At 58.3% G+C, this 13,568-nt stretch carries 13 protein-coding genes and 4 pseudogenes; 10 read left to right on the forward strand and 7 right to left on the reverse strand.

The genetic code is table 11. The annotated features are described in order from the left end of the window. Positions 1-176: 176 nt before the first annotated feature. Entirely contained in the window at positions 177-557 is a 381-nt protein-coding gene (locus PD284_RS23875) for a hypothetical protein (RefSeq protein WP_274630858.1), read from the forward strand. 321 nt (positions 558-878) lie between these two features. Here PD284_RS23875 and PD284_RS23880 read toward each other — a convergent pair. After that, a pseudogene (locus PD284_RS23880) lies at positions 879-1,138 on the reverse strand (MobA/MobL family protein); the annotation flags it as partial. 325 nt (positions 1,139-1,463) lie between these two features. Between PD284_RS23880 and PD284_RS23885 the strand changes: the two are divergent. From PD284_RS23885 to PD284_RS23925, 9 genes and pseudogenes are all read left to right on the forward strand, one after another. Beyond that, entirely contained in the window at positions 1,464-2,528 is a 1,065-nt protein-coding gene (locus PD284_RS23885; protein ID WP_274630859.1) for an extracellular solute-binding protein, read from the forward strand. A 48-nt stretch (positions 2,529-2,576) separates the two neighbouring features. After that, the gene (locus PD284_RS23890) at positions 2,577-3,722 is read left to right on the forward strand and encodes an ABC transporter ATP-binding protein (RefSeq protein ID WP_274630860.1); all 1,146 of its coding nucleotides are present in this window, start codon (positions 2,577-2,579) and stop codon (positions 3,720-3,722) included. Positions 3,723-3,724: 2 nt separating this feature from the next. Beyond that, a complete protein-coding gene (locus tag PD284_RS23895; RefSeq protein ID WP_274630861.1) occupies positions 3,725-4,609 on the forward strand; it encodes an ABC transporter permease in 885 nt (294 codons plus the stop codon). Between the two features lie 19 nt (positions 4,610-4,628). Beyond that, positions 4,629-5,420, forward strand: coding sequence for an ABC transporter permease (locus PD284_RS23900; protein ID WP_274630862.1), 792 nt, complete (start codon positions 4,629-4,631; stop codon positions 5,418-5,420). A 38-nt stretch (positions 5,421-5,458) separates the two neighbouring features. Then, positions 5,459-6,193: an HpcH/HpaI aldolase family protein gene (locus PD284_RS23905; RefSeq protein WP_274630863.1), complete on the forward strand. Its 735-nt coding sequence runs from the start codon at positions 5,459-5,461 to the stop codon at positions 6,191-6,193. A 22-nt stretch (positions 6,194-6,215) separates the two neighbouring features. Further along, a pseudogene (locus PD284_RS23910) lies at positions 6,216-7,039 on the forward strand (carbon-nitrogen hydrolase family protein). A gap of 2 nt (positions 7,040-7,041) precedes the next feature. After that, positions 7,042-7,707, forward strand: coding sequence for an RraA family protein (locus PD284_RS23915; RefSeq protein ID WP_274630864.1), 666 nt, complete (start codon positions 7,042-7,044; stop codon positions 7,705-7,707). Positions 7,708-7,810: 103 nt separating this feature from the next. Then, positions 7,811-8,746 carry a LysR family transcriptional regulator gene (locus PD284_RS23920; RefSeq protein ID WP_274630865.1) on the forward strand — a complete coding sequence of 312 codons (936 nt, stop codon included), beginning with the start codon at positions 7,811-7,813 and terminating at the stop codon, positions 8,744-8,746. A 244-nt stretch (positions 8,747-8,990) separates the two neighbouring features. Beyond that, entirely contained in the window at positions 8,991-10,352 is a 1,362-nt protein-coding gene (locus PD284_RS23925; protein WP_274630866.1) for an amidase, read from the forward strand. Between the two features lie 117 nt (positions 10,353-10,469). Here the strand turns inward: PD284_RS23925 and PD284_RS23930 are convergent, their stop codons facing one another. The 6 genes and pseudogenes from PD284_RS23930 to PD284_RS26970 all read right to left on the reverse strand — a co-directional run. Continuing rightward, the gene (locus PD284_RS23930) at positions 10,470-10,919 is read right to left on the reverse strand and encodes a hypothetical protein (RefSeq protein WP_274630867.1); all 450 of its coding nucleotides are present in this window, start codon (positions 10,917-10,919) and stop codon (positions 10,470-10,472) included. Between the two features lie 220 nt (positions 10,920-11,139). Continuing rightward, positions 11,140-11,638, reverse strand: a pseudogene (locus PD284_RS26965) (MobA/MobL family protein); the annotation flags it as partial. A 174-nt stretch (positions 11,639-11,812) separates the two neighbouring features. Then, a complete protein-coding gene (locus tag PD284_RS23940) occupies positions 11,813-12,151 on the reverse strand; it encodes a hypothetical protein (RefSeq protein WP_274630868.1) in 339 nt (112 codons plus the stop codon). 16 nt (positions 12,152-12,167) lie between these two features. Further along, a complete protein-coding gene (locus PD284_RS23945; RefSeq protein WP_338036694.1) occupies positions 12,168-12,368 on the reverse strand; it encodes a zincin-like metallopeptidase domain-containing protein in 201 nt (66 codons plus the stop codon). A gap of 120 nt (positions 12,369-12,488) precedes the next feature. Further along, a complete protein-coding gene (locus PD284_RS23950; protein WP_274630869.1) occupies positions 12,489-12,749 on the reverse strand; it encodes a hypothetical protein in 261 nt (86 codons plus the stop codon). 154 nt (positions 12,750-12,903) lie between these two features. Then, positions 12,904-13,542: pseudogene (locus PD284_RS26970) on the reverse strand (ankyrin repeat domain-containing protein); the annotation flags it as partial. Positions 13,543-13,568: the final 26 nt, after the last annotated feature.

Genomic DNA, 13,568 nt, shown 5'->3' on the forward strand with positions numbered 1-13,568 from the left:
GTCCGGCTGATGAGGAGCGGCGGCGGGCGCATCCGCAAACGACGAGCGGCGCGGCCGACAGCGGGCGCGTCGGCGCGCCGCGCGCTGCAGGGGTGACAGTCTAGAAGAAATACAAGCTGATCCCGTCGGAAAAGCCGGGGCTGTTTCGCGTGCGGGCGACACGGGCCTTTGGCGCGGTGGCGGCGAACCAGATCGGCGGCTTTGTCGAGAGCGAGCGCAATCTGAGCCAGAAGGATCTGGCGTGGGTCGCCGACCATGCCGAGGTGACGGGCGAGGCGACGGTGCTGCATGACGCCTGGGTGGGCGAGAACGCGCGCGTCTTCGGTCTGTCGCGCATCGGCGGCGACGCTCGTGTCGAGGGCCGCGCCGTGGTCGACGGCTGCATCGTCGGTCATCGGGCGCGAATTTCTGGGAGCGCCCGCATTGAGAACTCATGGGTGGACTGCGAAGCGAAGATCGGCGGGACGGCGGATCTGCGCGGCGACGGTAAAGTCAGCAACTGCACGATCCGGGGTCGCATGCCGCCATCAGAGCCGCCGGCGCCGAAGGGCGTGTGAGGCGCGGTGGAAGCGAAACGCAAGAATTTCTCGGACGAGATCGAGATCGTCTACCAGGAGCGTTCCGCCGGAAAGTGGGGGGAGTATTGTTGTTGTCCGCCGATGGCGGTGGATCTGAAGACCGGGGCGGTCATTTTTGATCTTTCGGGGTCGGGCTGGGATTACGATTGGGTCGAGATAAAGGATGACCGGTTGATCGTGCATATGAAGCATCATCCGGACGCTCTTTGTGCAAGCTACGAGATTCTCCTCAAAGGCCGGGATTTGCGGGTGAACGGCGAGGCGGTGACGGCGGAGGACCTGGAGCGGCGGCTTGATCAGGCGCGCAACGCGAGCGTCCTTGCGCTTCTCGGTAAACTCGGCGGCGTTCCACAAGTCCGACCGATCCTGCGCCCAATCGGCGTTCACGCCCTCGGGCAGGACAATCTCCGCATGTTCCACGCCCTGCTTGGCCGTGTAATCATGCGTGATCCCGTCGCGCTCGTTGGTCAGCTTTTTACCAGTACGATAGCCGTAGAGGCGACGTCGCTGCGGCCCTTCGCCCGCGAAACTGGCTTCATGCTTAAATGGTACATCGCCAACCCTGTTGCCTCGATACCGTTTCCAACTCTCCCGCCAGCCTCCAAGCTGGTGGCGCGCTGAGTTGCGTAGCAACTCGGAAGTGCGCCCTTATGAATCTCAACCACTTCCCTCTTTCATCAACGGTGTAACGGTGCTGACCCCCAGCCGCTGCGGTACCTCTGCATCAGGATAACCCCGATCGGTGATCTAGCGGACTGCGTCACGTTGGCGGAAGCGAGGCAAAGGAGCCTGACGTTAGATTATTTCGAACATACGAACAGGATATTCCATTGGACATATTCCGGTGGTCAAAATAGCCTCCCTCGAGAAAAGGGAGGAGTATTCATGCGTTTATCAAAACTCGTTTCGGCTTCGTTGATTTCATTTTCGACGTCTATATTGTATTCCTTTCCAGCCATTTCGGAAGAAATCGTTGTAATGGGCTATAGAGGCGTTTTTGAAGATAATTTCAAAAGTGCAGTCGTTGAGCCATTTCAGACAGAACATCCCGATATTAAGGTGATTTACTACGGCGTCCAGAATACGGCGACGATGCTGGGAAATATGCGTGCTCAAAAGGATGCGCCTCAGACGGATGCCGCCATTCTCGATATCTCCGCAGCGAATATTCTCCTGAAAGAGGGGCTTATCCGGGAGTTGGATACGTCGAAGCTTTCCAATTACGCAGATCTTGGCGAGTTCGGCAGGGAAATCGGCGGCTATGGGCCGCCCCTGACGTACGATACACTCACACTGATGTATAACACCAAGGCTTTTCCGGAGAAGCCCAATAGCTGGGACGCGCTTTGGCACGAGAAGGTAAAGGATAGGATCATTGTCCCGTCGGAAGGCGGCGGTGACATCCAGGCCATTCTGATGATGATCATTGCCGACAAGATGGAGGGCGGAAAGGGCTACAGGGAGTCACTTCAGGCCGGTGTCGACAAATTGGTCAAGCTGGCACCTCACGTGCAGACGTGGGAGCCGAAGCCGGATACCTATACGCTCGTCGCCAATGGCTCCGCCGATCTCGGTATAGGATGGAATGCGCGGACGCAGTTCTATGCGGATAAGACCGGCGGGCTGATCGACGGCGTTGCACCGGTTGAAGGCACTGCGGCCCAGATCAACGTGATCAGCGCCACGGCTAACCGTCCGAGAAACGGCGCGGTGGAAACCTTCATCAATTACGCCATCGATCCGACAGTTCAGGCGCGCTTTTCCAAGCTGATGTACTATGCGCCCACCAATACCAAGACTGTCCTGGACGACGCAACGCAGAAGCGTATCCCGCTGCTGAATCCGGAACTGCGCAGCAATCTCATTCCCGTGAACTGGATCGAGATCGGCGACATTCGCCAGACGTTGCTGGAGCCGTGGCGCCGGAACGTGCTTCCAGCTGGACGCTGATCCAATACTGCACTCCATCGAGGCAGATTTTTCTAGCAGGCAATCGCGATGAACTCAGTTGTAAGCCGCGCGTCCGGCCAGGGCTATTCCGGTAGCCCGTCGGAGCACAGACCGGTCTCGAGCCGATCCGTCACCCTTTGCCTCGACGGAGTAACCAAAACCTATGGTGGGCGCGCCCCGGTCGTCGATGCGCTCTCCCTAGAACTACCGCCGGGAAAGCTTCTCGGACTGCTGGGACCCTCTGGTTGCGGGAAGTCCACCACGCTCAGGATGATAGCTGGACTCATCGGCACCAGCAGCGGGCGGATACTGGTGAATGATGAAGACATTGCGCAAATGCCACCCCACAAGCGCGACATAGGCCTGGTATTCCAGAGTTATGCGTTGTTTCCTCACATGAGCGTGGGCGAAAATGTTGCGTTCGGCCTCTCCATGCGAGGGGTGAAGCGCGAGGAAGCCAATGCACGCGTCGAAGAGGCGCTTGCCATGGTCAGACTAGAAGGCTACGCGGCCCGAAAGCCGCGCGAAATGTCCGGCGGTCAACAACAGCGAGTAGCTTTGGCCCGGGCGCTGGTCATCCGTCCGCGCATCCTTCTTCTCGATGAGCCGCTTTCCAATCTGGATGCAAAATTGCGCGAGGAAATGCGCCTCGAAATACGAGAAATCCAGAAGCGCCTGTCTATCACTACCCTGTTTGTGACGCACGACCAGACAGAGGCGCTGACGATGTGCGACCTCGTCGGGGTCATGGCCAACGGCAGGATTGCGCAGCTTGGAACCGCAAAGGAAATCTACGAGCGTCCCTCGTCGCTTTTCGTGGCCGAGTTCGTCGGTCGGACCAACGTGCTTCCTTGCGAGATCCTCGGCCAGGATATTATCCGCATGGGCTCCATGACGTACAAATGCAGGACCGGCGATCTTGCCTCGGGGACTGGCAAAGCTGCCATAAGGCCTCATCGTATAAGTATCAGCCCGGATCGCGACCTGTCGCTTGTGAGCAATGTGACGAATACGGCAAGGGCTAAGGTCACGCGGGTTACTTATGTGGGAGAAACTGTCCAGTATCAGGCCGAGATCGATGGCGCGACATTCCTGATCGAGGTGCCGACCACGAACGATGACCGCACCTACTCGGCCCACGACAAGGTGCTGTGCGAGTGGAAGCCCGACGACATGGTCGTTTTCAGGGGCTGATCATGATGGAAAATCAAAAGCAGAGAAAGATCTCTGGCGGACGCAGGCAGATCTTCACCGCCTTGCTTCTACCAATGGTTCTGATCAGTTTTGTAGCCTTCGTTCTTCCTGTTGCCCGGTTGATCCAGATGTCGTTTGAAGAAAGCGACGTGAGTGGCATGCTGACCGGAAATTACACTTCTGGTAATTACCCGGCCTTCTTTACCGACGGTTTCAATCTCGATCTCATTACGAACTCGCTCGTCATGAGCATCGTTGTAACAGTCACAACACTCGTTTTTTCCTTTCCAGTCGCGCTATATTTGTTTCGGATCAGTCCGGCATGGCGCAACATCCTTTTCGTTATAACCATTTCTCCGCTGCTGGTCAGCAGCGTGGTCCGAACCTATGGATGGATGATCATCCTTGGCCAAAGCGGCTTGATCAACAATGCGCTCATTTATAGCGGCGTGATCGTCGAACCACTACGCATGGTGAACAATTTTCTGGGTGTGATCATAGGTCTCGTGGAGATTATGATGCCCTATATGATCCTGTCTCTCATCGCTGGTTTCGGACGTCTCAGCGCTGTCTATGAGGAAGCAGCAGCATCTTTGGGTGCGAGTGCATTCACCCGCTTCTGGCGCATCATATTGCCGCTGGCACTACCCGGCATAGCGCTTGGTTGCCTGCTTTGCTTCGTGCTGTCGGTAAGTTCGTTCATCACCCCGAAGCTGCTTGGCGGCGGCCGGGTCTACGTTCTGGCGACCGAAATATACGACCAGGCAATCATCCAGTTGCAATGGCCCAAGGCGGCCACGATCTCGGTGGTGGTCCTGATCATTTTCGCCATAGCACTTTTTGCATATTCGTGGGCGCTTCGCGCTCTTGACCGTCGGTTCAGCTAGCGGGCGCGTGAGGAATTCAATGGTAGGCACCAGCAAATGGCCGCTACGGATACTGGTCGTACTCCTGTACATCTTCCTGCTCGGACCGATCCTGATCGTCGTGCCGCTATCGTTCAGCAACGACACATATCTGACCTTCCCGCCTGAAAGCTGGGGTATCCGGTGGTATGGCGCGATGTTTTATCACCAGCGGATGACAGATGCATTTCTTGTCAGCCTGGCCATTGCGTCCATCGTGACAGCGTTGTCGCTGGTCGCGGGAATTCCGGCCGCCTATTGTCTGGCCCGGGAACGGTTCACCGGCCGTGATGCCTTGTTGAACCTTTTTACGGCCCCGCTGCTCCTGCCGACGATCGTCCTCGGGCTTTCGATCCTTCTGGTTTTCGTCAGGCTCAATCTGCTTGGTACGTATCATGGGATCGTGATCGCGCATCTCATCGTAACCACGCCCTATGTCATCCGGATAATGATTACTTCCTTCACGACGCTGCCAGCCTATGTGGAGGAGGCGGCCAAAACCCTTGGTGCTTCTCCGCTGGTCGTCTTTCGCAAGATCACATTACCGCTCGTCCTGCCTGGTTTCGTGGCAAGCGCCGCACTGTCGTTCCTGCTTTCCTTCGACGAAGTAATTATCTCGCTCTTTCTTACTGGCCCGCGATTAACAACACTTCCGGTAGAAATATATAATTATGTTGAAAGTCAGACTGACCCCATGGCCGCATCTGTTTCAGTTGTTCTTGTCTCCGCCACAATGGCAATCGTCATCGTAATTGAAAGGACTGTTGGCTTGGCCAAGGCCATCGGACGTTAGTTTTGCCATCACCTTAAATAGATAGTTAGGAATACAAAGTGCACAATATTGCTCTGTGGATGTCGCAGCCAAATCTGAGCTATCTCGAAATTGCCCATAATCTCGGGATGAGCTCCCTCGTGCTCGAGTTGGAGCACGGGACTTTCGATCTGGCGACTCTCGATCAGTTTCTGGCCTTTTCAAGAGCCCTTGGCTTGAAGACCATCACCAAGGTTTTGGGCCCGACGAGCGAAGCGATACAGCAGGCGCTTGATTTCGGCTCCGGCGGCGTAATCGTTCCCCACATCCTCGACCTAGAGCACGCCAGGAGCGTGACGAGAGCGGCGAAATATCCTTTGCTGGGAACACGATCCTATGCGGGTGGTCGCGTATTCAAGTATGCACGCCCAGCAAGCGAAGCGTTCGCGAGGGAAAACGAGAACACAAAGTGCTACGCGCTGGTCGAAACGGCCGAATGTCTTAACGACATTGAAAAGATCGTCGAATTGGAGACGGTCGACGGAATCTTCCTCGGACCGTCTGATCTGGCGCTCGCTCGGGGTCGGGGCGCTTACGCATTCAATGATGAGGATCGCCGCGACCTGGTTCGGTGCGCGAAGGCTGCGATCGGTGCCGGAAAAACCTGGATCATGCCGGCATGGACTGCCGCCGAGCGCCGGTTCGCGCTTGATGAAGGCGCTTCGCTGCTCGTTGTAGCTACCCAGCACATGACAGTGCGTCAGGGCATTGCCGAGACATTCCGGTCGCTCAAGGCCGAAGCGATCATCGCCTAGCAAACAAATTTGGAGTCCTTCAATGAAGATCAGTCTTATTCAATCGAATCCGCAGACAGACAGGGCGAAAAATCTGTCGACATTGCAGGCGATCATGTCGGGCGTTGTCGCGGAGGATCGCCCGGACCTCATCGTGCTGCCTGAATATTTTGAATATTATGGGGGCAGGGCGATCGATAAGGTCGCTGCTGCACAGTCTCTTCCGGAGGCCGATGCCTATCAGATGGCGAAGGCTTTCGCCCGGACAACAGCGTTTTCGTTCACGCTGGATCGATCATGGAAAAGGCGCCGGATGCCCCGAAAATCTACAACACCACCGTCGTCTTCAATCGGTCCGGTGAAGAGGTTGCACGCTATAGAAAAATGCATCTCTTTGACATAGCGACCGCCGATGGTACGACCTACAGGGAATCCGACACCGTCATGGCGGGGTCAGAGACGGCGATCTACGAGGTCGATGGCCTGAAAGTAGGCTGCGCGATTTGCTACGATATCCGTTTTTCAGAGCTATTCCTGAAGCTTGCCAAAGACGAGGTAGATGTCATCATTTTGCCGGCGGCCTTTACCTTGCAGACAGGCAAGGATCATTGGGAAGTTTTGGCGCGCGCGCGCGCAATTGAAACGCAGGCCTATTTCGTGGCGTGCGGCCAGTGCGGTCCCAATATCGTCGGCAATGAGACGCGTTACACCTATGGGCATTCGCTGGTCTGCGATCCTTGGGGGCACGTCGTCGCAAGGGCATCTGACGGTGTCGGGCATGTCACGGCCCGGATCGACGTAAACCAGATCAAGCGCGTCAAAGATCTTATCCCGATGAATAGTCATCGTCTGAATGTCTGGGGCTGACGATGGACAAATTCATTGTGAGGGGAATGCCCGAGCAAATTGCTAGGGACGACCTTGAATTGTTGAGCGGAGTGGAAACGGCCACTGTCGGTCATTGGCGCGTTTTCGGATTCATGGATCGGGGTATTCAGGGGCTTTTGCGTGGAAAACGGGTCGTCGGCACGGCAGTCACGCTAGCCATACCCGGTCCGGACTCGACGTTGTTGCATCATTGCATCGGAAAATTGCGGCCGGGCGACATACTGGTTGTCGATCGGCTGGGTGATAATCGCCACGCGTGCTGGGGGGGCGCTGTCACGGTCGCTGCGAAGGCTGCTGGGGCAGTGGCCGGGATCGTCGATGGACCATGCACCGACATTGCCGAGATCGAGGGTTCCGACTTTCCGATGTGGTGTCGGGGACTGTCCCCTATCACGACACGTCTTTATGCTCTTGGCGGCGGCTTCAACGTGCCGGTTTCCTGTGGCGGTGTTCCCGTATTGCCCGGAGACGCGATACTCGCCGATGAAAGTGGCGTGCTTGCTCTGCCACCGGGCGATGTCCGGGACGTTGCACGGGAGGCATTGCGAAGGCAACAGGTCGGAGGGGCGCGCGAGGAACAGATAAGGCAAGGCGCGCTATTGGGCGACCTTTCCGGTGCCAGTGCAAAGATCAGCTCCTGCGCGTGACCGCCAGAACAGCGATGCCGTATTCACTTTCGGGTCGGCGGGGTTCTCCGATAGAAGTCGGAAAGCAGTGGCCTGGCCTGGGTCGGGTCTAAATGGAATCGCCATGAATATCCGATTTCTTGAGACGGCCATCTGGCTCGCGGAATTGAGAAGTTTCCGCGCCACCGCGGATAAGTTGAACATGAGCCCCGCCGCTATCTCGAATCGTATAACGGCCATCGAGCATGAATTGGCTGTTCGTCTGTTTGAGCGAGACACCCGCGATATCAAGCTGACGGCGGAAGGAGCCCTGTTCGTGGAACGGTCAAAGAAGATCGTCGACGACTACTCGTCGCTCATCGGTGCACTGAAACGACCGGGGTCGATCGCAGGCGTCGTTCGGATAGGCCTGGTTCCGGGAGTGGCGATGACGATCTTTCCGCTCGTGTTCAAGACGTTGCGAGAGAGTTTTCCGCAGATAACGGTGTCCTTAACCACGGACAGCAATTCGACGATATTGACGAAACTCGATGAGAAAAAGCTTGATATCGTCTTCGGTACGGAAACGCCCAGCAACCGCAGCCGGACTTCGGTGAGCCTGTGCAAATTCGGTATGTTCTGGGTAGCCAACCCGGCCAAGATCGAAATCGACACTACCGAGCCCCTTGGAAAGCGCGAACTCTCGGAATATCCAATAATCTCCTACGAATTCGGGACCATCAATCACAGACGGACGGTAGAGTATTTTGCCGATACCAATTCCGGCGAAACGCTGATGCACTATTCGAACTCCCTGGCTACGACCATCAGCATGGTTGTTGCCGGGATCGGCATCGCAGTCGTCCCTCCCATCCTCATCCAAAACGAGCTTCGGTCGGGATCGCTACAAGTACTGAAGACGAAAACTGCCTTCCCCGCAGCGGACTATTTCGCTGTCTACGGCGATACGGAAGCTTCGAGACTGTCGTCATTCATCGCGTCGCTCGCCTGTAGGGCCGCGGATGAGTTTTGCTCGTTGTACGACGATAGTCTGGCGGCCTCAAGAGTGACGCAGCCATGACCCTTTTAGACGCCGCTACAGTTAATAGGCAAACCAACCAACCCGGCTGCTTGAGGGCTTACTGAATGGAAATGACGGACCAGGAGTTCGAGGCCCTTTTCGAGAGGATGGGATTTAATTTGGATAGGCAGACATATAGCGAGATACACGCGCACCGCGCCGTCCTCGATGCCCTGTTGAAGGCAATACCCTGTGATCTGCCATTTGAGCTGACGCCTGACGTTCCTACCCAAGGCGAACCGTCATGAACCCTCAGCTGACTATCTCACAGGCATCGCGGTTACTTGCAGAGGGAAAAATATCAGCAGTTGAGCTGACCAAGGACTGCTTGTCTCGAATTTCGCAATTTGATGGGCAATTGAATTGTTTCATCCATGTAACAGATGAACGTGCTCTTGCCGACGCCAAAGCGTCCGACGCGCGCCGCAAACGAGGCGAAACGCTCGGACGCCTCGATGGCATTCCGATCGCGCATAAGGATATTTACAATACTGCTGGCATAGCAACTACCGCTCACTCCCGCCTTCTTCAGGCCAATGTGCCCTCTGTAGACGCCCATTGCGTAATGCAGTTGGCCGATGCCGGTACAGTTTTACTGGGCAAGCTCTCGACATTCGAATTTGCGATGGGGGGGCCTATTCGGCATTCCGATTGGCCTCCTGCAAAGAATCCTTGGAACCCAGCCCATATGCCCGGCGGCAGCAGCAGTGGCTCGGCCGCTGCCGTGGCCGCGGGTTTTGTGCTTGGAGCTACCGGGTCGGATTCGGGTGGCTCGGTACGCATACCCGCAGCCCTCTGCGGGACAGCAGGTATTAAACCGACACAGGGCCTCGTGAGCACTGCGGGCATTATGCCGTTGACCCCCTCTTTGGATCATCCAGGGGTGTTGGCATGGACAACAGAAGATTGTGCCATTCTGTTTGATGCTCTGACTGGCGCGGGAAGCTCATTTGCGGACGGACTTGAGGGGGGCTGTCACCTTCTCGAGGGCATCCGAGTCGGTGTCATTGATCACTTTCACAAGGTGGACCATCCTGTCGATTACGCAACCCAGACCGCCATATCGAACTGTCTTGCAAGTATGGCGCGGTGCGGTGCCAGAATTGGGACCGTGAAGCTCTCGCCACTCTGGGATTATCACGCTTGTGGTTTCATCATTTTGCTGGCTGAAGCCTTTTGTCTGCACGAGTCTTGGCTGAAGACCCGATTCCATGAATATTCGGATGTTTTTCGTGACCGTGCTGTCTTGGGAGCTGCAATCTCCAGTTCTGAATATCTGAATGCTCTGCGCCAGCGCAGCGCGCTCCGAATGGAGATGGACCGTGCCATGTCGGATGCAGACATTCTGGTGACCGCCGTCCAGGCGGGCGAGGCCCAGCACTTCAAGAATTACGACAAATGGGCAATGCTCGAGCGCCCGAGCTTAACAATGCCTTTCAACTTGACGGGTTTCCCTTCGATTTCGATATGTTGCGGCTACGGCCCCAAGGGGCTTCCCCTTGCCATTCAGATCGCCGCTAAACCAGGCTGCGACGAACTGCTGCTTCGCGTCGCCAGCAGGCTGGAAAAACAAATTGAGGGCCGGCGACGTCCCAAACTCTGCTAGGCTCAGGGATAGGCAAAGGGCGGGTATAACAATACCATGCTGCGCAGCGCATAAGTCCGGGTTTCGGCCCGTCCTTTGGTCGTGTTCTCATTCATTATCTCTCTTACCGGCTCAACACTACCCCTGCGATCGGGAAAGCTGCTGTTTCAGCATATGATCTCGGGATAGTTCCGCCATTCGCGTGCGCTCCACGACACGGGCCATTTCCTTGATCTGCTCGGACTTCTTCGCCAGCTCGGGATTGCGCTCGAGCTGCTGGGCGAAGTCGCGAGGATCAGAACGGCCGAACCGCACCGCGAGCGCCTTGCCAACCTTCCGCGCTTCCTCGAGCGCAGCCGTGCCGTCCGGTGTCAAGCTAAGCTGATTGATCCAGCGATTGCGCTCCGTCATCGGCACCTTGTCCACCTGGGCGATAGCCTCGGCGCTGCGCGGCGTGAGGTCGGGAACCTCGACCACATCGCGCTTTTCGCGCAGCCACTGCTCTGATTTCCGTTCCTCACCTAGACGGCGCTGCCATGTCTCGGCCGCCGATTCGACATGCCGGGCGATTGCACCGACATAGCCCAACGCCTGCTTGCGCTCCTTGTTGTCGCCAAACAGGCGGACTTGCCGCGTCTCGAAAGCGCTCCGGCTACGCGGTAATGGCTTTCGCCATCACCTTGCCATCGCCCCCTTGGTCGATGATCGCGGAACCCAAGCGACCGGGCACCTCGTCCGGATCGTGAAATGCGGCCCGGATCATGGATTCCGCTGATTTCCAGTGGGTATCAAATGTCAGCAACGCCTTTTCGCGGGTCGAATAGCGGACAAGCTCGGTCTCGCCCGTTGCCGGGTCCGCGCGCTCGGGCTGCAACTTTACCAGCGCCGGCGAGGCCATGGCCTTCGCAAAGGCACTCTGGAACTCCTGCGGGTCGTCGTTGATGTAGCGATGCAGCGTCCGCGCAACGTCGTGGTGTTCGAACACACTCGTTTCCCCGGTGATGATCGCAAGCACCTGCTCGGGCTTCTCGTGGATCAGCTCGGGCATTGCGCCGCGCTGCGTCCTCGTCCAGCCGGACGCGCGACACGTCCATGCCACGCCTGTCGATCTGCGTGGCATGGACGCCCATATGCTCGGTCGGCGTCAGCTCAAGCCCACGTTCCGAATGCGACCGGTGGTCGATGCGGATATCCAGCCCGGCCATGGCCAGCCGCCCATTGGCCACTCCCTTCCACCTCTGGCGAACGTCGCGAAGCTGCATATCGGTCGTCGGCAGGTCGTTCGATAGCAGCCATTTGTTTTCCCGCTAAAGAGTTGATCAGGCAGAATTTTGCTTTGGTATACATTGCATCCTTTATCATTATATTTCGCATTTCTTCGGATATGCTTGAGAGGCAGTGTGACGGGTCAGCGCTCGTGGCGGGGGCCACGGCAGACGGCCCATGCCGAGCGGCGCGCCCGGGCGGTGACGGCCGGTGACCTAGCGATAGAAATAGGCGTAGGCGACCGCGTTGAGCGGACCGCCATAAGCGGCGGCGAGGGCGCGGATCAGGCGGCGCTGGCGACGCGGCAGGGCGGCGATGTCGATGCGGACGGAGCGCCACAGGCGGGCGTCGCGGTCGCGGTCGATCTGCTCCTGACGCTCTGCGTCGTCGGCGCGGTCGCGCATGACGTGGTCGATCGTGGGCTGGAAGAACGCGATGAGTTCGGCAAACAGCGGCAGGCTGTCGCGTTCGGGCTGCTGACGGCGGGCGGCTGCCTTGCGCTTGCGTGGCGTATCGACGAACCGTCCATAGCGGGGACGACGGCGGAATTTCATGGCGACCTCCTTCGGATCAGGCCGCAACGGCGGCGGGTTGGACGGGCTGGAGGGCGTGCAGGAAGTCGGCGCCGCGCTGCTCGTGGGGGGCGGCGGTGAAGATGGCGCGGGAACCACCCTTCATGACGCCGAGCCAGTGGCCGAGATAGGCGGCGTGTTCTTCGCGCGGTGCGGCGATCGGCGAGAGACCGAGGTCGGCGCAAAGGAAACAGGCGATTAATTCAGCACATTATCTGGACAGTTTCATGGTTTTGGCGCCGGGTGGCGGATCCGGTTGGCTGTTTCGCTGTTCGTGGCGGACCAGGCCAGTTTTGACGGCGGCGACGAGGTCGTGGGGCTATTCGCCGAAGACGGTCAGCGAAGAGATCAGATAGCGGCCGAGGGCGGCGCTGTGGGCGCTGCGTTCGTCGGCGTTGCGCAAATGCGCATCGAGCAGGCGGCGGCCGAGATCGTCGCTGGGCTGCGTTGTCATGTAGGCGGCGAATCCGGTCGCATCGCTGAGATCCCCGGCGCTTCGCAGCCATATTAGGTAGTGAGCGGCGAGGTTTTCGTGCGCTTCCTTGATGTTGGTGAGATAGGCGTCGGGGATCGGGTTCACGACTGCCCCCGCGGTTGCGGGGCGACGATTTGCGGCTCGAGTGTGTCGCGCAGCAGCGATGCGGCGGCGGCGTGGCCGTTGGACAGGGCTGCTTGCAGTGCGTGGTGCGGCCTTTGGCGGCAGCGGTCTCCAGGGCTCTGCTGTCGCGGGCGTGGACGTAGGCGCCGCGCTCGATAAGCAGGGCGGCGAGGTCGTTGAGGCCGGATTCGGCGGCAAGTTCGAGCGCGCTGTCGCCTTCGGCGTGGATGTCGGCGCCGCGGTCGAGGAGAGGCTTGACGGTGTCGGTATGCCCCCACCAAGCAGCCTCGCGCAGGGGCGATGTCATCTCCGGCGTGAATGTCGGCGCCACGCTCGAGCAGAAGCGTGACGGTGTCGATCTTGCCGCCCGGGCGGCGCCGGCCAAGGCCTCGGGGTCAAGCGGGGTGCCGCGGTCAATCAACAGCCTGACGGCATCGGTGTGGCGATGAATGGCAGCGGCATACAAGGCGCTGGAGTCGGGGTGAGCGCCCTGGTCGAGCTGCTGTTTGAGGGTTTTGGTGTCGCCGCTGGCAACGGCGTTCCAGACGTCCCTGGAAGACATCGCGACACGGAGCGGCGGCGCGGGCGTATGCTCCTCGATGCGCAGCGACAGCGGGATGTAACGGCCGACGGACAGGCTGAAATCGACCAGGACTTTGGTTGTGACGGTGTCAGGCGGCGTCGGGGCGGGCGCGGATGCTGCGGGGTCATAGTCCAGGCTGAAGGTGACGGACGGGAAGCAGCGGTCGAAGATGGACTTCAGAAGGCGGGTCATGATGAATGCTCCTCTGGTTAGGGCTC

The sequence above is a fragment of the Mesorhizobium shangrilense genome (assembly GCF_028826155.1).
In the GTDB taxonomy this organism is placed as follows: Bacteria; Pseudomonadota; Alphaproteobacteria; order Rhizobiales; family Rhizobiaceae; genus Arvimicrobium; species Arvimicrobium flavum.

Excerpts from the sequence above, each read along its gene's own strand:
- PD284_RS23940 (WP_274630868.1), bottom strand. The coding sequence starts at position 12,151 with ATGAAATTCCGCCGTCGTCCCCGCTATGGACGGTTCGTCGATACGCCA.
- PD284_RS23925 (WP_274630866.1), top strand. The coding sequence starts at position 8,991 with ATGAACCCTCAGCTGACTATCTCACAGGCATCGCGGTTACTTGCAGAG.
- PD284_RS23900 (WP_274630862.1), top strand. The coding sequence starts at position 4,629 with ATGGTAGGCACCAGCAAATGGCCGCTACGGATACTGGTCGTACTCCTG.
- PD284_RS23915 (WP_274630864.1), top strand. The coding sequence starts at position 7,042 with ATGGACAAATTCATTGTGAGGGGAATGCCCGAGCAAATTGCTAGGGAC.
- PD284_RS23895 (WP_274630861.1), top strand. The coding sequence starts at position 3,725 with ATGATGGAAAATCAAAAGCAGAGAAAGATCTCTGGCGGACGCAGGCAG.
- PD284_RS23920 (WP_274630865.1), top strand. The coding sequence starts at position 7,811 with ATGAATATCCGATTTCTTGAGACGGCCATCTGGCTCGCGGAATTGAGA.
- PD284_RS23890 (WP_274630860.1), top strand. The coding sequence starts at position 2,577 with ATGAACTCAGTTGTAAGCCGCGCGTCCGGCCAGGGCTATTCCGGTAGC.
- PD284_RS23885 (WP_274630859.1), top strand. The coding sequence starts at position 1,464 with ATGCGTTTATCAAAACTCGTTTCGGCTTCGTTGATTTCATTTTCGACG.